The following is a 19,152-nucleotide window of genomic DNA, read 5'->3' as shown; positions in this document are numbered from 1 at the left end:
TCACCGGAGTCATGGGTTCAATCATTGCGCCGATCGTCAGCATCCTCGTCGGTGGCGGTCTCGCCGTCGCCACGCTCACCGGTGTCGTCACGAGCCAGACCAGTGCGCCGGAGCAGTCGCCCGGCACGATCAACACGCCGGAGTTCAACTACGGCGCAACCGAGTGACGGCTGCCTGACCGGCCTCCGCCACGCGGGGTCACCCGGCGTCGGGATCCTGGGCGTCGACGCGCTCCCCGCGCAGGACGGCGGCCACGACGTGGGCGAACGACTCCTGGGCGTGCTCCCACGTGAACCGGTGGCTCATCTCGAGTGCTCCGTCGCCGAGTCGGCCTCGCAGCCCGGCGTCGTCGAGCAGGTCGCGCAGCGCGTCGACGAGCTCCTGCGGCTGGTCGACCAGCAGCCCCGACACGTCGTGGGCGATCGACTCCCGGGTGCCGCCCGCTGACCCGTAGGCCACGGTCGGTGTCCGGTGCATGCCTGCCTCGCCGACGACGAGCCCCCAGCCCTCCTTGAGGGACGGGAGGGCCAGCGCCCACGCCTGCGCGTAGACCTCGTGCTTGCGGGTCTCGTCGACGTGGCCCTCGAACACCACGGTGTCGCCCGCGCCGCGCTCGGTGGCGTAGCGGTGCAGCTCGGCCTCCCACCACCCGCTGCCCACCACGTGGAGGCGCAGGTCGGGGTGGTCGTGGCGCAGGGTGAGGGCCGCATCGATCGCGTGCTCGACCTGCTTGTGCGGCACCAGCCGTCCGACCACCGCGATCGTCGGGTGGGCTGACTTCCCGACCCCCGCCGCGACGATCGGGTCGGTGCCGTTGTGCACGACAGCGATGCGTCGGCGGTCGACGCCGAGGGGGACCAGCTCGTCACGGGTGGCGCGCGACACCGCGACGTACTGGCACGAGCGGTAGAGCCGGGGAGCGAGAGCGTGCTCGACCGCCCAGCCGACCTTGCCGACGAGCCCGGGGTAGACGACGGGCCACTGCTCACGGTGCACGTGGTGCACGAGCACGACGACGGGTGCCTTCGTGGCGGCACGGGTGAAGAACGGCAGGCCGTTCTGGACGTCGACCACCAGGTCGACCGGACCGAGCCTGCCTCGCGCGAGCGCCGTGAACCCCTCCGAGTAGACGGTGAGCTTGGACCCGCGCCGGACGAACCGGATGCCGTCGACGACCTCTTCCGGGGGCGCGGCCGCGTGCGCGGCGCAGAAGATGGTGACGCGGACGCCGCGCTCGACCAGCCCGCGCGCCATCTTCTCGAGGTAGCGCTCGGCGCCGCCGCCCTCGGGGTTGTGGGTGTCGCGCCAGCTGAAGAAGGCGACGTGGCGCCCCGCGAGCTCGTGTCGGTCGGTCATCGGCGAGAACCCTACCGCCGAGTCACTTGTCGGTTAGGGTCTGCGGGTGCTGACGAGGACCCCGCCGTGGCGCGCCGACCTCTCCCGGTCGCTACGGCTGTTCCGGGAGTTCGGTCACGAGCAGTCCGACCCGGCCCGGTTCTACACCGCCCTCGCCCGCGACTCCGCCGATCAGGTGTCGCAGTACCACGACCTGTCGGGCCAGCTGATGCTCGACGTGGGTGGCGGTCCCGGCTACTTCCGGGAGGCGTTCGAGGCGGCAGGCGCGTCGTACGTCGCCCTCGACGCCGACGTGGGAGAGCTCGCCGGCGCCGGCTCGATCGACGCCCGCACCGTCCTCGGCAGCGGCATGCAGCTGCCGTTCCGCGACGCGGCGGTCGACGTCTGCTACTCGTCCAACGTCCTGGAGCACGTCGAACACCCGTGGCGGATGGCGGCCGAGATGGTGCGCGTCACCCGGCCGGGTGGACTGGTCTTCATCAGCTACACCACCTGGTGGGGTCCGTGGGGCGGCCACGAGACGGCGCCCTGGCACTACCTGGGCGGGCGCCGGGCCCGGCGTCGCTACGCCCGACGCCACGGTCACGAACCCAAGAACAAGTTCGGTGAGTCGTTGTTCGCAGTCTCGGTCGCGGACGGCTTGCGATGGGCGCGCACCCAGCAGGAAGCAGACGTGGTGCACGTGCTGCCGCGCTACAACCCCTGGTGGAGTCGTTGGCTGCTGCACGTCCCGGGAGTGAGAGAGGTCGTCACGTGGAACCTGGTGCTCGTGCTGCGCAAGCGGTGAACGCCACGGGCGGGTCTCAACGTGATCGGTCTCCCTTCGGCGTGCGGCTCGTCGGCGCGTGCGTCGTGCTCGTCGGCCTGGCGCTGACCCAGTCGGCAGGGCTCCTGGTGCCCGACACCAAGCTGGACCTCGCCGTCGCCCCGGCCGACTTCCTGGCCCGGGCGAGCCACCTGTGGGACGCGCAGGGAGCCTTCGGCCAGCTGCAGAACCAGGCCTACGGCTACCTGTGGCCCATGGGTCCTTTCTTCCTCCTGGGGGACGTGCTCGGCCTGCCCGGCTGGGTGGTCCAGCGACTGTGGGTAGCGCTGGTCATGTGTGTGGCGATGGTGGGCGCGGCGCTGCTGGTCCGCGTCCTCGGCGTCCGGTCCGACCTGGCTGCGATCACGGCAGGCTTCGCCTACGCGCTCTCTCCCCGGATGCTCACCGTCCTGGGACCGATCTCCATCGAGGCCTGGCCGAGTGCACTCGCCCCCTGGGTGCTCCTCCCGCTGGTCATCGGCGCGACCCGGGGATCGCCACGGCGCGCAGCAGCCCTGGCCGGGCTGGCGGTCGCGATGGTGGGTGGGGTCAACGCTGCGGCGACCTTCGCCGTGATCCCCCTCGGTGCGATCTGGCTCCTGACCCGTGAGCGCGGGCCACGACGCCGGCAGCTCATGACGTGGTGGCCGATCGCCACCCTCCTGGGCACGGTGTGGTGGCTGGTCCCGCTGTTCCTCATGGGCTCCTTCAGCCCGCCCTTCCTCGACTACATCGAGTCCGCGCCGATCACCACGTTCCCGACGACGGTCTTCGACGCGGTGCGGGGGACCTCCAACTGGATCCCGTTCATCGACGCGGGGTCGCGCGCCGGCAACGACCTGATCACCCAGTCCTACCTCGTGCTGAACTCCGTCGTCCTGATGGTGGCCGGCCTCGTCGGTCTGGCTCTGCCGCGCAACCACCACAAGACGTTCCTGTGGTCGGGCATCGGCGTCGGCCTCGTCCTCGTGACGATGGGTCACCTCGGCGCCGTGCAGGGATGGTTCGCCCAGCCCGTCGGCGACTGGCTCGACGGCGCGCTCGCACCGCTCCGCAACGTCCACAAGTTCGACCCGGTGATCCGGCTTCCGATGGTGGTCGGGCTGGCGTTCGTCATCGACGAGCTCCGGTCGCGGCGCGTACGACCTGCCGGCGCCGAGGTCCTGACGCCCGTCAATCGGCGGATCCTGGCCGGCACCCTCGTCATCGCGGTCGCAGGGGCCGCCGCGCCGGTGGCTCTCGGTCGCCTCACGCCGTCGGGCGGATTCGGCGAGATCCCCCAGTACTGGTCGGACACGGCGACGTTCCTCGCGGAGAGCCAGGACGCCGGCGTCGCCCTCCTGGTGCCGGGCAGCTCCTTCGGGACATACGTCTGGGGAACCCCGCGCGACGAGCCGTTGCAGGCTCTTGCCGGCGCACCGTGGGCAGTTCGCAACGCAGTCCCGCTCGCGCCCACCGGCAACATCCGCATGCTCGACGAGGTCGAGCGGCGCCTCAACGAGGGCAACGGCAGTACGGGACTGACCGACCACCTGCGTCGCGCCGGGGTGAGCCACCTCGTCCTCCGCAACGACCTCGTCCGGTCCTCGGACATCCCGGACCCGGTGCTGGTCCGCCAGGCCATCGCCTCGAGCCCTGGTCTCACGCGGGTGGCCTCGTTCGGCCCGGAGGTGGGTGGCGACGCGGAGATCGACGGCGAGATCGGCAAGGCCGTGATCAGTAGCGGCTGGCAGGCGAGGATCCCCGCCGTCGAGGTCTTCGAGGTGTCAGACCCGTCGACGTTCGCCACGTTGGCACCCAGCCGGCCCACCACCGTCGTCGGCGGGCCCGAGGACCTCGTCGACCTCGCGGACCTCGGCGTCGTGACCGACGCCCCGGTGCGACTCGCCACCGACCTCGGTGACGCCGAGCCGCCGGGACCGGTCGTCCTCACCGACGGGCTGCGCAGCGTCGAGCGATCCTTCGGACGTCTGCACGACGCCACGTCCGAGGTCCTGGGCGAGAACGCGCCACGTCGCAGCGTCGCCCGCTTCCCTGACTACATGCTCGACGGCTCGGCGTCGTGGATGACGCGATCCGCCCTGGCCGGTGTCGAGGGTGTCACGGCGTCGATCTCACAGTCCGACGTCGACGCCGGCGGCGCGATCGAGCCCGCTGCGATGCCCTATGCGGCCATCGACGGGTTCGCCGGTTCCGCGTGGCGGTCGGGACGCACCAGTGACCCGGCCTGGTGGCGTGTCGACCTGGACACCCCCCGCGAGCCGGGGACGGTGACCATCACCGTGGGGGAGCGCAGCGACGAGGTGCTGCGCGTGTCGACGGGGGACTGGTCCAGCGGGACGCTGCGGATCGACGCCGGAGAGACGGTCACCGTGGCCGTTCCCGGACGCGTCTCCCACCTCCGTGTCGACGACATCTCGGAGCGCCCCTTCCACCAGACCGTGCTCGCTGAGGTGGACCTCGGGATCGAGACGCGCCGGGACCTGGTCGCCCCCTCGCTGCCGCCGTCGTGGGATGGTCCGGACACTGTCGTGCTGCGGCGTCTCGCTGACGCACGGACCGGGTGCGCCGTCGTCGAGGGTGACGTCCGTTGCTCCCCGCAGAAGGCGTCGGACGAGGAGGAGCCGAGGGGCTTCTCGCGCGTCGTCACGCTGCCGGACGCGGTCTCCCACCTCCCCCGGATCGATGTGTCGCCGATCGCGGGTCCGGAGCTCGACGAGCTCCTGCTGAAGGACCAGCCGGTCGCGATCACGACATCCAGCGCCGCCGTCCGGGATGTTCGCGCCGGCTCGCTCGCTGCCATCGACGGGGACGCGGGGACGACGTGGGTCGCCGGCCCTGACGAGGTCAATCCGCAGCTGCGGGTGCGATGGCTGGGGAAGCAACGCATCACGGGAGTCGCCCTTGACGTCGCACGCGAGGTCGCTGCTCGTGAGCCGCAGTCCCTCCTCCTCACGTGGCCGGGTGGGTCGCGAGCCGTTGAGCTGGAGTCTGGCCGGGCCAGCTTTCCGGCCATCAGGACGACCGAGCTGAATCTCGAGGTGGTCGAGGCCGAGGCGGCGACCGACCTGTCGTTCGACGGGACGGCCACGCCGGTGCCGGTGGGTGTCACCGAGCTGCGGCTCGAGGGGCTGCCTTACCTGCCAGTGCGGCTTCCTGCCGCGTCGCGCATGTCCGACTGCGGCGTGGGGCCGAGCCTCCGGATCAACAGCCGCACCTACAAGACCCGGGTGCGCGTCGATCCCAGGTCGCTCGCGGCCGCCGGCGCTGCCGAGGCGGAGCTGTGCGGAGCCGAGGAGGTCGACCTGCGGGCAGGCCGCAACGAGATCGAGATGCGGGCCTCGTCGACGTTCGTCCCTGACTCCTTGGTGCTCGGCAGGACCGAGACGGATCTCGGGACACCCGTCGCGACGACGATGACCGAGGACACCTCCCGCACGGTCGCGCTCGACGACGGGGACGCCGCCGTCGCCACGCGCGAGAACACCAACGCCGGCTGGGACGGCGTACGGGGCGGACGAGCGGCCGAGCCCCTGACGTTCGACGGGTGGCGCCAAGGATGGGACGCTCCCGGCGCGGGAGCCCTGCGCATCCACTTCGCGCCCGATCTGGCCTACCGCGCCGCGCTCGGACTCGGGCTGCTGACCTTCCTGCTCCTGGTGGTCACGGCGGTGCTCCCGAGCCGGGCTCCGGTGGGGAGGTTGCGTCCGGTGGCGGGGCGACGACCGGGGCTCGCCGCGTGGACGGGCGCCGTTGTCGTGACGTCGGGCGTGGTCGCCGGATGGCCGGGCGTCGGGGCGGCGGTGCTCGGCGTGCTGCTGGCCCTGGCAGGCAGGAGATACCTGCCCGGCGCCGCGCCGCTCGTGCTGACCGCTCCGCTGGTGGTGTCCGGGATGGCGTACGTCGCTCGGCCGTGGGGCTCCAGCGAGGGATGGGCGGGCGAGCTCGCCTGGCCTCAGCTCCTCTGCGTCGTCGCCCTCTCGACCGGGTGTGCACTGGCGGCGCTCGAGGTGTCAGGTGCGCGCCGCACCGCGAGCCGCATGAAGGGCTTCTCCACGAACCTGTAGAGCAGCTCCGAGGCGACCAACGTGACGAGCAGGGTCAGCGTCCAGACCTGGAGCCCGGAGCCGCTGAACACGTCGTATGCCGTGAGCTCGAACACGAGGGCGAGCACGAAGAGGTGGATGCAGAACATCGAGTACGAGATGTGTCCGAGGTGTCGCAGCGGGCGCGAGGCCAAGAACCTGCTGAAACCGCGCTCCGGGTGGGCCAGCACGCCCGAGAGGACGATCAGCGCTCCGATGGCGGTGTAGAGCAGGTTCTTGACGAGGGTCTGCGCCGGCGTGCCCGCGACGAACATGACAGGGCCCGCGATGGGGGTGGCCGCGACCAGCATGAGCCCGGCGACCATCACCCAGCAGGTCCCGGGCAGCGCGCCGAGCCGCGCGACCTGGTCGAGCACAAGGCCCGAACGCCCCTGCTGGAGGTCCACGTGCGCCAGCGCCAGCCAGATCCCGGCGGCGAACCACCCCAGGTAGCCCGGCAGCCAGAGCCCGGGGGCACCGCCGACGCGGGGGTCGAGCTGCTCCACCAGGACTGTGTGCCACAGGACGGCCGTCGCGACCATGGAGAGCAGGACCAGATGGGTCCGCAGCCGATGGAGGGTCGGGCGTCGAGCGCCGACGCAGAGTGCCATCAGGAGGGGGAGCAGCAGGTAGAACCCGACCTCGACCGTGAGGCTCCACATGTGTGTGAGGGCGTGTGGCAGCTGGTCGTGGACGTAGGTGTCGGCGACCAGGAGGTTGGCGACCCACGTGGACGCACTGGTGCCGTCGTTCTCCTCCAGGACGGTGAGGGCGAGCACGACCGTGACGAGGTACACGGGGTAGATGCGCAGGAACCGCTTGAGGAAGTAGCGGCTCCGGTCGGGGGCCGGCAGCCCGAGCGCTGCCCTCGCGAACCACGGTCGCGACAGCAGGAAGCCCGACAGGACGAAGAAGATCGCCACACCCACGTCGAGCCGAGCCAGCAGCGTTCCCCAGATCCCGTTGCCCAGGTAGGTCCCGGTCTGGAAGGTGGTGTGGGTGGTCAGCACCGCGAGCGCTCCGACCGCGCGCCAGGTGTCGAGGACCGGGAACTGGTGCCGCAGGTCGACCGTGCTCACCAGGCCGGTCCCAACACCTGGGGGCCGACCTCCACGACGTCGATGCAGAGCGTGGTGCCCGGCTCGAGCCCGTCGATCCTGACCGTGCCGGGGTCACCCTCCGCGCGCAGGTAGAGGTTGTTGAGCCCCGGGCGCACGGACTCCTGTCGTGTCGTCCCGTCGAGGGTGACTTGCGCGACCGACGCCTGGCTGGATAGGTAGGCGATGCGCATCCAGTTGGGGGCGATCTGCGATCCCGGTGTGCCGTCGAGGCGGAGCGAGCGGCCGCGCTCGCCGATGCGCCACCCGCAGCCCTCGGACGGACCGGGAGCCGTCCTCGGTCCGGGTCCGATGGTCATCCCGTGCACCGATCCATCATCGTCGATCATCCCGATCCTGTCGCTGCTGTCGGGATAGGTCACCGGGAGGTCGAGCAGGTCGACGAAGTCGGGGCTCTGGTTCATCGGTGAGGTGTAGGCGGGCATCACCGAGTCGGGAAGCGTCTGGGGGACGAGGTCGACCGGGCCGAGCCGATCGACGTCGGCGCGCAGGCGCTCGACGAAGGACGCGGACGCGTTGTCGTGGTGCCAGAAGCCGACGTATCCGACGGTGCTGACCACGCCCCCCACCGTCACCGCGACGCATGCGGCGACCGTGACCCACCGCGGTGCGTGCCACAGCAGCAGGGGTGCAGTCCGCTCCTCCGAGGACTCGACCGCGCCCTTGAGCGGAAGGAAGACCAGACCGAGGGCGAGCGTCGCTGCGCACACCACGTCGGTGAGGTAGCGGAACTCGAGACCGGAGATCGCACCGTAGATCTGGCCGCGGCTGCCGCCGAGCAGGACCGCGAGCGCCACGGCGTACGCCGCCAGCATGGCCCAGGCTCGCAGCGTGCGGGTGCGCCGCAGGAAGCCGTAGCAGGCCAGGACCACGAGGGCGACACTGCTGAGGCTGATGGCCCAGATGGGGGGCTGGGCGAGCACGACGGGGGGAGTGGTGTCCCACCACCTCCACGGACCACCGACCAGCGACGTCGGCAGGCTGGTGCCCAGCATCGACGAGAGCACCTGGCCCATCTGGGCGCCGTCCTCGTCCGTGAACGGCTGGGGGACGGTCACCCGGTAGTAGGCGGTGTAGCCGCCGAGCAGGAGGGTGAAGACGACCAGGGCGGGCCAGTAGGCGGCGACGGTGGAGCGGACCCGCTCGAGGAGGCGACCTCGGGCGAAGTAGCCGACTGCGAGGAAGGCGAGTACCGGCGCGATGAGGGCGGACTTGGTGTAGAACGCGAGCCCGACGACGACGAGCGTCACGCACGCGGCGAGCCAGCGCAGGGACCGGGTCCGCAGGTAGGCGACCCAGGTGAGCACGCCGAGGAAGAAGCAGATCTGCAGCGGGAGCTGGCACAGCGCGGCGATCCACCACATGTAGGACGGCACGGTCACCGCGGAGAAGAGGTAGAGCAGCAGCGGCGGGACGATGCCCCAGCGCCGGCCGTGCAGGCTGAGCAGCATGGCGAGCGCGGCGAGGCTGGCTGCGGCCTGGAGTGCGAGTGCTATGGATGCAGCCAGGGTCCACTCGAGGGTCCCCGCCTGCTCGACCGCGACCGCGAGCAGCCTCACCCCGGGGATCAGGTTGCTGTTGAAGTCGGCCAGGTAGTAGCCGGCCGCTCCCGACGCCCCGCGGTCCCGGGCGTCGGCCAGCAGGACGTAGTCGTCGGCGTAGAAGAAGCTGGGGAAGACCGCCCACGCGCGCAGGACCAACTGGCCCGCGATGAGCAGCAGGCAGACGGCGACGACCGAGGACCGGTGCCGTGCGACGGAGAGCTGGGATGCCCAGCCACGGTGCTTCATCGGTCCCCCACGGGTGGGGATCATGTCACACGACCTACTCGCGCGTAGGACGTCTGGGCAGGGTGCCGTGCGGGGCGCCGCGGGATGCGCCACCCTGCCACGAGCATGGGCTACGGAGCGGTAGGTTGGGCGCATCGCTGAGGACGAGGAGATGGGTGTGGGGGCCTTCGACATCGACGTGTGCGTCGTGGGTGGAGCCGGTCATGTCGGCTTCCCGCTCGCGGTCGCCCTGGCCTCCCGGGGTTTGCGGGTCGCGATCCACGACATCAACGACGACGCGGTGGCGTCCATCCGTGGCGGCGTCGCGCCGTTCCTCGAGCCGGGCGTCGACGAGCCCCTGGCCCGGGTGTTGGCCTCCGGGGCGCTGGTGGCGGACAACGACGTGACGCTGCTGGAGCGTTCCGAGGTCGTGATCGTGGTGGTGGGTACTCCCGTCGACCAGTACCTCAGCCCGGACCCGGAAGCGGTGCCCCGAGCCGTGGGAGAGCTCGTGGAGCACCTGCGGCCCGGGCAGCTCGTCGTGCTGCGGAGCACGGTGTTCCCCGGCGTGACCCGCCGCGTGGAGCAGCTGCTCGGCGCGCGCGAAGGTGTCGACCTCGCCTTCTGCCCGGAGCGGATCGCTGAGGGGCGCGCGATGACGGAGCTGTTCGAGCTGCCCCAGATCGTCGCTGCCCGTACGCCGCGCGCTACCAAGCGCGCTGCCGACCTGTTCGGCCACCTCACCGACTCGATCGTCGAGCTCGAGCCGGAGGAGGCCGAGCTCGCCAAGCTGTTCACCAACTCCTGGCGCTACATCAAGTTCGCCGCCGCCAACCAGTACTTCATGATGGCCAACGACCTCGGGCTGGACTTCTCGCGGATCCGCGCCGCCATGATCGAGGACTACCCGCGCGCGGCAGACCTGCCCGGTGCCGGGCTGGCTGCCGGGCCGTGCCTGTTCAAGGACACCATGCAGCTGGCCTCGGTGACGGGCGGGTCGTTCCCCCTCGGGCACTCGGCCATGCTGGTCAACGAAGGCCTTCCCGACTACCTCGCCAAGCGGATCGAGGCGCGCCACGACCTCTCATCGATGACGGTCGCCATCCTCGGGATGGCGTTCAAGGCCGAGAGCGATGACCGGCGATCGAGCCTGTCCTACCGGCTCAAGCGCGTGCTGCGGTTCCGAGCGGAGCGCGTGCTCACCACCGACCCCTTCGTGCGTGACGACCCCGAGCTCCTTCCGCTGGACGAGGTCCTCGCTGCGGCGGACCTCGTCGTCATCGGCGCGCCCCACGAGCAGTACCGCGACCTGGCGATCGGCTGCGAGGTCGTCGACGTGTGGAACCTGCGCGGCGAAGGGTCCCTGACGTGACCGCGACCGCGGTGTCGGTGGTCATCCCCGCCTACCAGGAGGACGAGGCGATCCGGCCCGTGCTGGACCGTATCGTCGACGCGATCACCCTGGACTTCGAGGTCCTGGTCGTCGTGGACTTCCCGGACGACCGGACCGTCGCAGCCGTGGCGGAGCACATGGGTGGAGACGCCCGGGTCCGCACCCTCGTGAGCACCTACGGACGCGGGCCGGCCAACGCGATCCGCTACGGCATCGACCACGCTGTCCACCCCGTCGTGGTGGTGACGATGGCCGACGGGTCCGACGACCCGCGTCTGATCGACCCGATGGCCCGGCTCGTCGAACGAGGCGTCGTGGTCGCCGCCGCGTCCCGCTACTCCCCGGGCGGTCAGCAGGTGGGCGGGCCGCTGCTCAAGTCCACGCTCTCCCGCGCCGCGGGTCGCTCGCTCGGCGTCCTCGCACGGGTCGGGACCGATGACGCCACCAACAGCTTCAAGGCCTACGACACGGCCTTCGTGCGTGAGGTGGGCATCGACAGCCGCAGCGGCTTCGAGATCGGGCTGGAGCTCACCGCCAAGGCGCGCCGTCTACGCCGCCCGGTGGCCGAGCTGCCCACCATCTGGCTGGACCGGGCGGTGGGACAGTCCCAGTTCGACCTCAGGGCCTGGATCCCGAAGTACCTGCGGTGGTACCGCTTCGCCTTCGGTCCGGAGCTGTCGGTGGACGACGTACGGCGTCAGGCAGCGGCGATCGCGCAGAAGAACCAGAAGGAGGGTCAGTCATGAGTCGAGTCCTGGTCACCGGGTCGGCGGGCTTCATCGGCGGCTACGTCGTCGAGGAGCTCCTCGGACGCGGCCACGAGGTCGTCGGAGTGGACAACTACTCCAAGTACGGACCCGTGACGAAGTCCTACGACGACCACCCGGGCTACACCTTCGTCGAGGGCGACGTGCGCGACGTGGCGCTCGTCGAACGGCTTCTGGACGGGTGCGAGCACCTGGTGGCGGGCGCCGCCCTCATCGGCGGCATCTCCTACTTCCACACCTACCCCTACGACCTGCTCGCCGCCAACGAACGGATCATCGCGGCCACGTGCGACGCGGCGATCAAGGCCCGCGCCACCGGCACCCTCGACAAGGTCACCTACCTCTCCTCGTCGATGGTGTTCGAGTCGACGACCCACTGGCCGTCCAAGGAGGGCGACGAGCGGCAGATCCCGCCCCCGCTCTCGTCCTACGGGTTCCAGAAGCTCGCCGTGGAGTACTTCGCGCGTGCGGCGTGGGACCAGTACGAGGTGCCGTTCACGATCGTGCGGCCCTTCAACTGCGTCGGCGTGGGGGAGGGGCGCGCGCTCGGCGACGTCGAGATTCCCAGCGGCAACGTCAAGCTCGCGATGAGCCACGTGGTGCCCGACCTGATCCAGAAGGTGCTCAAGGGCCAGGACCCCCTCCACGTCCTCGGCGACGGCGAACAGGTGCGGCACTACACCTACGGCGCCGACCTGGCTCGCGGCATCGTCGAGGCGATGTCGTCACCGGCGGCGCTCAACGACGACTTCAACCTCTCGACGGCCGAGTCCACGACGGTGCGAGAGCTCGCCGAGCTGATCTGGACCAAGATCAACGGCGACCGTCCGCTGTCGCTGCACCACGATGCGGCGTTCGAGCACGACGTGCAGCGTCGTGTCCCGGACGTGGCCAAGGCGCGCGACGTGCTGGGCTTCGAGGCGACCACCTCGCTGAGCGAGATGCTCGACGTGGTGATCCCGTGGGTACGGCAGGCGATGGCCGACGGTGTGATCTGACCCGTCAGGCAGGGACGGCGACCATGAAGGCCTGCGCGCCCAGCAGCCTCCACGCCCAGGGCGACCTGAGGTAGAGGCGGACGAGTGCATCACCCGACGGCAGTCGGCTCTTGGTGGTGTAGGGCAGGAACCGCGGGTGGTTCAGCTCGACACGGAAGCCGGTCGAGGCGAAGGCCTCAGCCAGGGCTCGGTCGTCGACCGGCGTGATGTGGTCGAAGAACATCCAGTAGTCGCGTGCGCAGTAGCGGATGTTGGGCTGCAGGACCAGCAGCTTCCCGTCGGGACGCAGCACCCGACGCACCTCCTCCAGCGTGGCGAGGATGTCGTCGCGCGTGATGTGCTCGAAGAAGTTGCTGATGAACACGCGGTCGATCGTGGCGTCGCCCACCATGTGCAGGTCCGTGGAACGACAGACATGGGCCTCGACGCCGACGGCGGCGTGGTCTCGCACCGCCGGGTTGAGGTCGACGGCGATCCGGCGCTCGGCGCCGATGTTGTTGATGAACTCGCAGTGGCCGGCAGCCACGTCGAGCACCACGGCGTCGCGCGGGACCCAGCGCTGGAAGTAGGAGCTGCACAGGGTGCGCCAGAGGTCGGCTCGTTGCTTCGCCTCGCGGTCGAAGCGGTGGGCGTAGAGCGTGCGGAGGCCCTCGCTCTCCCGGGTGGCATCGTCGTGGGACACGGGCGTGACTATGCCAGTCACACGCCGGCGACACGGGGCGAAACGGGCGCTTCACCCCTGCGCGGGATGTTGCACTCGATTCCCTACCCGGCACATCTACTTGCTGGTAGCCTTCGGCGACTTCATCGATCCCCCTGGGAGGATTCACGTGCGCAAGGTCATCGCCGGCGTGTTGCTCGGCCTTGGTTCGTTCCTGCTCGTTGCCGCGCTCACGGTCGTCCTCTGGGGCGGCGACGCCGTCAAGAAGACGCCGCTCGACACCGACTCGGTGACCAACCTGTCCGGCACGGCCGACAAGCTCAACCCCGGCACGGGCGAGGTGGAGTCGCTCCAGGTCAAGGCCACCAGCGTGACCAAGGCCGACGCCGAGCTCTCCAGCGACGACGTCGTCGTCTTCGTCAACACGACGTGCCTCGTGATCGACGAGGGTGACACCCCCCAGTGCGTCGACGACTCCGACGAGCGGCTGGTCAGCGCCAGCAGCGACGTGTTCGCGACCGATCGGCAGACGGCCGAGGCGGTCAACGACCCCCAGTACGTCCCGCCGAGCGCTGAGGAGAAGTCCGGCCTCGTGAACAAGTGGCCCTTCGACGCGGAGAAGAAGGACTACATGTACTGGGACAGCATGCTCGGCGAGGCGGTCGACGCCACCTACGACGGCACCGAGACGATCGAGGGTCTGGAGACCTACAAGTACCACGTGCTCGTCGAGGAGGAGGCGGCCGAGGTCGTCGAGGACGTCGACGGCGTCTACTCCCAGGACAAGTACATCTGGGTCGACCCGACGACGGGATCCATCGTCAACCAGACCCAGCACGAGGTGCGCGAGCTCGAGGACGGCTCCCCGCTGCTCGACATGCAGCTCGCCTTCACCGACGAGCAGGTCGAGGGCAACGTCGCCGACGCCAAGGACAGCGGCCAGTCGCTGGACCTCCTCACCAAGACCCTGCCGCTGGTCGGCTTCATCGGTGGTGCGATCGCCTTGCTCGCCGGGCTGTTCCTGTTCCTGCGCGGGCGCCGCGACACGACTGCTGCCTGAGGCGGGACCGACCAGGTCCTGACGCATGTCCGAGCTCGCGACAGTCCAGCCCGACGACGTGCGGTGGTACGCCGACACGTTCGAGCGGATCCAGCACAACGTGGAGACGGCCGTCCTCGGCAAGCGACACGTCGTACGACTCGGGCTGACCTGCCTCGTCTCGGAGGGTCACCTCCTGCTGGAGGACCTCCCCGGGACGGGCAAGACGATGCTGGCCCGCGCGCTGGCGAAGTCGCTCGACTGCTCCTTCGCGCGCATCCAGTTCACGCCCGACCTGCTGCCGTCCGACATCACCGGCGTCACGGTCTACGACCAGGCGCACGGCGAGTTCTCCTTCCACCCGGGGCCCCTCTTCCACAGCCTGGTGCTGGCCGACGAGATCAACCGCGCCTCGCCCAAGACGCAGTCCGCGTTGCTCGAGGTGATGGAGGAGGGACACGTCACCGTCGACGGGAAGACCCACGAGGTCCGCCGGCCGTTCATGGTGATCGCGACGCAGAACCCGATCGAGCAGGCGGGCACCTACCAGCTTCCGGAGGCGCAGCTCGACCGCTTCCTGATGCGCACCAGCGTCGGGCACCCCGACGCGGAGTCCACCGAGGCCCTGCTGGCCGAGTCGCGCATCCGCGACCGTGCGGCTGACCTCCTGCCGGTCGTCACGGGGCGGGAGATCGAGCAGATGGGAAGGTTGGCCGACGCGGTGCACGTCGACCCGGCCGTCATCGCCTACGTACGCCGCCTGGCGGAGGCGTCGCGGGAGGTGCCCGAGGTCAGGATCGGCCTGTCCACCCGTGGCTGCCTGGCGTGGATCCGTGCCGCGAAGGCGTGGGCCCTCGCCGAACGGCGCGGGCACGTGGTGCCCGAGGACGTCGCGACGCTCGCGCACCCGGTGCTGGGGCACCGCCTGTTGATGGGCTCCGCAGCGGCCTACGGCGGCACGACGTCCGACGAGGTCATCGACGACCTGCTCGCGCAGGTGCCCGCCCCCCGCGACCGCGCGTGAGCGAGCGGGCCGGCGCCACACGGTGGCTCGCCCCGCTGCGCCTGCTGACGCCGCTCGGCCGCGGTGTGCTGGCCACGGCCGTCGTCGCGACCGTCCTCGCCGTGCGGTTGAACTGGCAGGAGTTCGCGCTGGTGGCCGCTGTCGCCCTCGGGCTGCTGCTGGTGGCGCTGGCCTGGCAGGTCCTTCCCGGTGCCCCTGCAGCGACGCTGGTCCTGAAGCAGCAGCGCACCGTCGTGGGCGCACCCCCGCCTGACGTGCTCCTCGTGGTCGAGGCAGGTCCTCTTCCGATGCTGTTCCCGCGCGTGGTGGTGCCCGTGGGAAGTCGGAGCGTGCGGCTCCGACTTCCGTTCCTCCGTCCCTTCTCGCGGCACGAGGAGGCGGTCGCGCTCCCCGAGCTGCCCCGGGGCGTGCACGTCGTCGGGCCGGTCACCTACGAGAAGACGGACCCCGTGGGCCTGGTGAGTCGCCCGCACGCGGTCGGTGAGGCGATCGAGCTCCTGGTGTCGCCGCAGGTGACCGACGTGGACGTCTTCGCCGGAGGCCTGTCCAACGACCTCGACGGGGCGACGAGCCGACAGCTGTCGATGAGCGACCTGGCCTTCCACGCACTGCGCGAGTACGTCCCCGGGGACGACCTGCGGCACGTGCACTGGCGGTCGTCGGCCAAGGCGGGTCAGCTGCTCGTCCGGCAGTTCCACGAGACCCGGCGCGGTCATGTCACGGTGCTGGTCGACTGCGCGAGGTCGTCCTACCCGCGGCTGCGCGACTTCGAGCTCGCGACGTCGGTGGCCACCTCGATCGCGCTGCGCTCCGTGCGCGACGACTTCGACACCTACCTGCGGTGCGGACCTCATGTCGCGCACAGCCGCCACCCCGTCGCGATGACCGACGCGGCGTGCCGGTTCGCCCTCGAGGACGACGACGGTCACCTGGCCCAGGCCATGGACGCGGCCGGGGCCGTCGCCGGGACCGGGCTCGTCGTCCAGGTCACGGGAGCGGCCCGGGCGATCGCCGACCTCGACGCAGCTGCTGCGCAGCTCGGTCGCGGAGCGGACTGGATCGTCGTACGTGCGGACAGCGAGGGCAAGACGCTGGTGCGTGACAGCGGATCGCTGCGCGAGCTCTCCGTGCCCGACCTGGCCCGCCTCCACGAGCTGATGGCGCGGGGGATGCGGTGACGCGCCAACAGGGCAGCGTCGCCGACGGGGTGGTGGTCGTCGTCGCCCTGGCGATGATCCTGTCGATCCTCGACGACAGCTTCGCGGACCGCACCTACCTCGTCGCAGGCCTGGTCCCCGTCGCGCTGCTCGTCGGCCTCGCCCTGGCCACCCGTCGTCTGCACGAGGGGGGCTGGTGGTACTCTCTCGCCGGGCTGGCGGGCTTCGTCCCGGTCGCGGCGTGGGCCGCGCTGCGTGAGCCGGGGCCGTGGGTGTTCCCGACGTTCCGCACGGTCGGCCGGGTCCTGACGGGGTCCGTCGACGCACCCCTGACGTTGGTCAGCACGGTTCCCCCGGTGGAGCCGAGCGGACAGGTCATGCTGGTGCCGTTCCTCATCGGGTTCCTCGCGGCGTTCCCCGCGGCGTGGTTCGCGGTCGCGACCACGCGCCCGTTCGCGCCGGTGGTGCCCTTGCTGGCGGCCCTCGCGGCGACGATTCCGCTCGGGGTGCTGGCGCCGACCCTGATGGTGACCCGGGGGATCCTCGTCGGGGGCATGCTCCTCGCCTGGGCCGCGGTGCGGGCGCGGCGACGCGAGACCACCGTGAGCGCCACCCGCGGGGCTAGCGCGGCCGCCGCGGCGGCCGTCCTGACCGTGGTGCTCGTGTCCGCCTTCGCCGTGCTCGTGGTGCCCGACTCGGACGTGTCCGACCGCGTGCTGCTCAGCGGCAGGAACGACACTCCGCGCGTCGCCGAGACGCCGGCACTGCCCGTGCCGAGGACCGACGACATCAGGTTGTTCACGGCGAGGGGGGTCCCCGACGGCCATCGGTTGCGGCTGGCCGTGCTCGACCTCTACGAAGGCACGGCCTGGATCCCCGCGGAGGAATCGCCGGGGTCCGACGGCTACGGGACGTTCAAGCGGGTCGGGTCCGCGGTGGCCGCCCTCCATCCCGGGACCACGGCGGTGGTGCGCGTGAAGTTCCGGCCCGGCTACTCCAGCGACTGGCTGCCGATGCTCGGTGAGCTGACCAGCCTCGACTTCGACTTCAACCCCGGCAGGACCGATGTCGGCGACGTGCGCTACAACCAGGCCACGGCGAGTGCCCTCGTGCTCGGCGGGGTCGACGTGCGCGACGAGTACCGCTTCGAGTCGGTGGTGGGAAAGGTGGGCTTCGCCCGTCGCGACCGGACGCGCGAGCCGACCGACGAGCAGCGCCAGCCGGACGGTGAGTTCCTCGACGAGCACCTGGAGCCGTTCGACCGCCGGGAGCTGCTCCCACTGGAGCGGGTCCTGCTGCTGGCCCGCTACCTCCGGACGCAGGGCACGGTGCGGACCACCGAGGCCTTCGACCAGTCACCCGACATGCTCGGGCGCCGCATGCTCGGGTCGCAGCGGATGACCGGCACCGCCTTCCAGTACAGCGCCCTCATGGCGCTCGGGGCCTCCCGCCTCGGCGTTCCCGCGCGCCTGGTCACCGGTGCGGCGCCGGGCCGCCGCGGGCTCGTCGACTACGGCGACCTCACATCCTGGGTCGAGCTGCAGTTCGAGGACGGCACCTGGCGCCCGCTCGACCTGGAGCGATACCTGGGCTCGCGCGTGCTGGAGGAGGGCACGGAGCCGGTGCCGGCGCCCGACCCCGAGGACTTCGTCCAGCAGCAGCTCGACCAGGCGTCGAAGGGGAAGGACCGGGAGATCGGTCCGCCCCGCGACGAGGCGGAGCCGCGTCCAGCGCGGCAGGTGGCCCTGGCGGTCGTCGCCGTGATCGTCACGCTCGGTCTCGCCGCGTTGCTGCTCGTGCCCCTGGCGAAGGTGGTGCGTCGCGCCCGCCGACGGCGTACGTCGTCGTGGTCCGGCCTCTACGTCAACGGCTGGCAGGAGGTGCTCGACGCTGCCCGCGACTGCGGCACCCCCGTGCCCGACGGGTGGAGCCGCTTCGCGCAGGCGGCCGGCCTGGGCGTGGGCGCTGACCTGGCCCGGGAGGCTGACGCGGCAGTGTTCGCGCCCGGACCCCCGGACGAGGCGGAGGGGCGCGCGTTCTGGGACGCGTGCCAGCGGGTGCGTCGTGAGCTCGTCATGCAGGGAGGACTGCGCCGGCGGCTGCGGGCACACCTCGACCCGGCGTCGCTGGTGGCCGGCTGGGCCCGCCGGAGCCGATCAGGCCGCCAGGCGCGCCACGAAGATCGCGGTCCCGGGCGTCAGCATCCCGCGGGTGCGTGACCAGCCTCCCCAGACCCGGTCGTGGTGCTCGGGCCACTCGGGCTCGACGAGGTCGACCAGCCTGAAGTCGTGCCCCGCGAGCAGGCGCACCCAGTCGCCCAGGGTGCGGTGGTGCTCGACGTACGACACCACGCCGGTAGCGTCGTCGACCTCCACGTAGGGGGTGCGGTCCCAGTAGGACTGGGTCGCGGTGAGGCCGGCCTCGCCCGGGTCGTCGGGGAACATCCACCGCGTCGGGTGGGTGACCGAGAAGGCGAACCGGCCGCCGGGTCGGAGCACGCGGGCCACCTCGCGGACCGCGACGTCGATGTCGCTGACGAACTGCAGGGCGCCGAAGGAGCAGAAGACGACGTCGAAGCTGTCGGGGGAGAAGGGCAGGGCGGTGGCGGTGCCGCGCACGGACGGCACGGCGACGCCCGTCTCCGCGTCGAGGCGGAGCGAGTGCTGCAGCTGGCGGTGCGACAGGTCGAGGCCGAAACCCCGGCCGCCGTGCGTGCGCACCCAGCGCGAGCACTGCCCGGCGCCGCTGCCCACCTCGAGGACGTCGAGACCGGCCACGTCGCCGAGGATCCCGAGCTCGTCCTCGGTGTGGCCCTCGGGCCCCCAGACGAATCCGGCGTCACCCAGGAAGTTGCCGTGGGTGGCCTGGTACTCGTCGGCGTAGCGGTCCCAGTCGGGTCCGTTGGCACTGCGCGACTCGTGCTCGGAGACGGGACGCCGCTCGACACGCACCGACTGCGGCAGGTGATCCTCCACCCTCG

General features: G+C 71.1%; 15 protein-coding genes. 10 read left to right on the top strand and 5 right to left on the bottom strand.

Features of this window, described 5'->3' with window-relative positions; genetic code table 11:
* Positions 1-11 precede the first annotated feature (11 nt).
* Positions 12-167 (top strand): hypothetical protein, encoded by a 156-nt coding sequence (locus Q1B24_RS14210; RefSeq protein ID WP_299929834.1) that lies wholly within the window; start codon positions 12-14, stop codon positions 165-167.
* A 31-nt stretch (positions 168-198) separates the two neighbouring features.
* On the opposite strand, the gene Q1B24_RS14205 is transcribed toward Q1B24_RS14210, so the two are convergent.
* Entirely contained in the window at positions 199-1,356 is a 1,158-nt protein-coding gene (locus Q1B24_RS14205; RefSeq protein WP_299929831.1) for a glycosyltransferase family 4 protein, read from the bottom strand.
* A 46-nt stretch (positions 1,357-1,402) separates the two neighbouring features.
* On the opposite strand from Q1B24_RS14205, the gene Q1B24_RS14200 reads away from it, so the two are divergent.
* Positions 1,403-2,143, top strand: coding sequence for a class I SAM-dependent methyltransferase (locus Q1B24_RS14200; RefSeq protein ID WP_299929828.1), 741 nt, complete (start codon positions 1,403-1,405; stop codon positions 2,141-2,143).
* Positions 2,144-2,184: 41 nt separating this feature from the next.
* The gene (locus Q1B24_RS14195) at positions 2,185-6,228 is read left to right on the top strand and encodes an alpha-(1->3)-arabinofuranosyltransferase (protein ID WP_299929825.1); all 4,044 of its coding nucleotides are present in this window, start codon (positions 2,185-2,187) and stop codon (positions 6,226-6,228) included.
* Here Q1B24_RS14195 and Q1B24_RS14190 read toward each other — a convergent pair.
* On the bottom strand, positions 6,117-7,325 hold the full coding sequence (locus Q1B24_RS14190) for an acyltransferase (RefSeq protein WP_299929822.1): 1,209 nt from the start codon (positions 7,323-7,325) through the stop codon (positions 6,117-6,119). The genes Q1B24_RS14195 and Q1B24_RS14190 overlap by 112 nt on opposite strands.
* The gene (locus tag Q1B24_RS14185) at positions 7,322-9,178 is read right to left on the bottom strand and encodes a hypothetical protein (protein WP_299929819.1); all 1,857 of its coding nucleotides are present in this window, start codon (positions 9,176-9,178) and stop codon (positions 7,322-7,324) included. Before Q1B24_RS14185 ends, Q1B24_RS14190 begins: the two co-directional genes overlap by 4 nt.
* 133 nt (positions 9,179-9,311) lie before the next feature.
* Here Q1B24_RS14185 and Q1B24_RS14180 point away from each other — a divergent pair, with 133 nt between their 5' ends.
* From Q1B24_RS14180 to Q1B24_RS14170, 3 genes are read left to right on the top strand one after another with little or no spacing between them, the layout of a single operon-like run.
* A complete protein-coding gene (locus Q1B24_RS14180) occupies positions 9,312-10,505 on the top strand; it encodes a nucleotide sugar dehydrogenase (protein ID WP_299929816.1) in 1,194 nt (397 codons plus the stop codon).
* The gene (locus Q1B24_RS14175) at positions 10,502-11,272 is read left to right on the top strand and encodes a glycosyltransferase family 2 protein (protein WP_299929813.1); all 771 of its coding nucleotides are present in this window, start codon (positions 10,502-10,504) and stop codon (positions 11,270-11,272) included. The genes Q1B24_RS14180 and Q1B24_RS14175 overlap by 4 nt, the downstream gene beginning before the upstream one ends.
* Positions 11,269-12,291, top strand: coding sequence for an NAD(P)-dependent oxidoreductase (locus tag Q1B24_RS14170; protein ID WP_299929810.1), 1,023 nt, complete (start codon positions 11,269-11,271; stop codon positions 12,289-12,291). The genes Q1B24_RS14175 and Q1B24_RS14170 overlap by 4 nt, the downstream gene beginning before the upstream one ends.
* Positions 12,292-12,295: 4 nt before the next feature.
* On the opposite strand, the gene Q1B24_RS14165 is transcribed toward Q1B24_RS14170, so the two are convergent.
* Complete coding sequence (locus Q1B24_RS14165; protein ID WP_299929807.1) at positions 12,296-12,973, bottom strand: class I SAM-dependent methyltransferase; 678 nt, start codon at positions 12,971-12,973, stop codon at positions 12,296-12,298.
* A gap of 148 nt (positions 12,974-13,121) precedes the next feature.
* On the opposite strand from Q1B24_RS14165, the gene Q1B24_RS14160 reads away from it, so the two are divergent.
* From Q1B24_RS14160 to Q1B24_RS14145, 4 genes are read left to right on the top strand one after another with little or no spacing between them, the layout of a single operon-like run.
* Positions 13,122-14,012: a DUF3068 domain-containing protein gene (locus Q1B24_RS14160; protein WP_299929805.1), complete on the top strand. Its 891-nt coding sequence runs from the start codon at positions 13,122-13,124 to the stop codon at positions 14,010-14,012.
* 25 nt (positions 14,013-14,037) lie between these two features.
* Positions 14,038-15,015, top strand: coding sequence for a MoxR family ATPase (locus tag Q1B24_RS14155; RefSeq protein ID WP_299929802.1), 978 nt, complete (start codon positions 14,038-14,040; stop codon positions 15,013-15,015).
* Complete coding sequence (locus Q1B24_RS14150) at positions 15,012-16,193, top strand: DUF58 domain-containing protein (RefSeq protein WP_299929799.1); 1,182 nt, start codon at positions 15,012-15,014, stop codon at positions 16,191-16,193. The genes Q1B24_RS14155 and Q1B24_RS14150 overlap by 4 nt, the downstream gene beginning before the upstream one ends.
* Complete coding sequence (locus Q1B24_RS14145; RefSeq protein ID WP_299929797.1) at positions 16,190-18,391, top strand: transglutaminase-like domain-containing protein; 2,202 nt, start codon at positions 16,190-16,192, stop codon at positions 18,389-18,391. Before Q1B24_RS14150 ends, Q1B24_RS14145 begins: the two co-directional genes overlap by 4 nt.
* Here the strand turns inward: Q1B24_RS14145 and Q1B24_RS14140 are convergent.
* Positions 18,329-19,147, bottom strand: a complete 819-nt coding sequence (locus Q1B24_RS14140) for a class I SAM-dependent methyltransferase (protein WP_299929794.1) — start codon at positions 19,145-19,147, stop codon at positions 18,329-18,331. The genes Q1B24_RS14145 and Q1B24_RS14140 overlap by 63 nt on opposite strands.
* Positions 19,148-19,152 lie beyond the last annotated feature (5 nt).

It is taken from the genome of uncultured Nocardioides sp. (assembly GCF_947488025.1).
GTDB lineage: Bacteria > Actinomycetota > Actinomycetes > Propionibacteriales > Nocardioidaceae > Nocardioides.
Note: the sequence above shows the minus strand (reverse complement) of the source record. Positions and strands in the feature narration are given on the sequence as shown.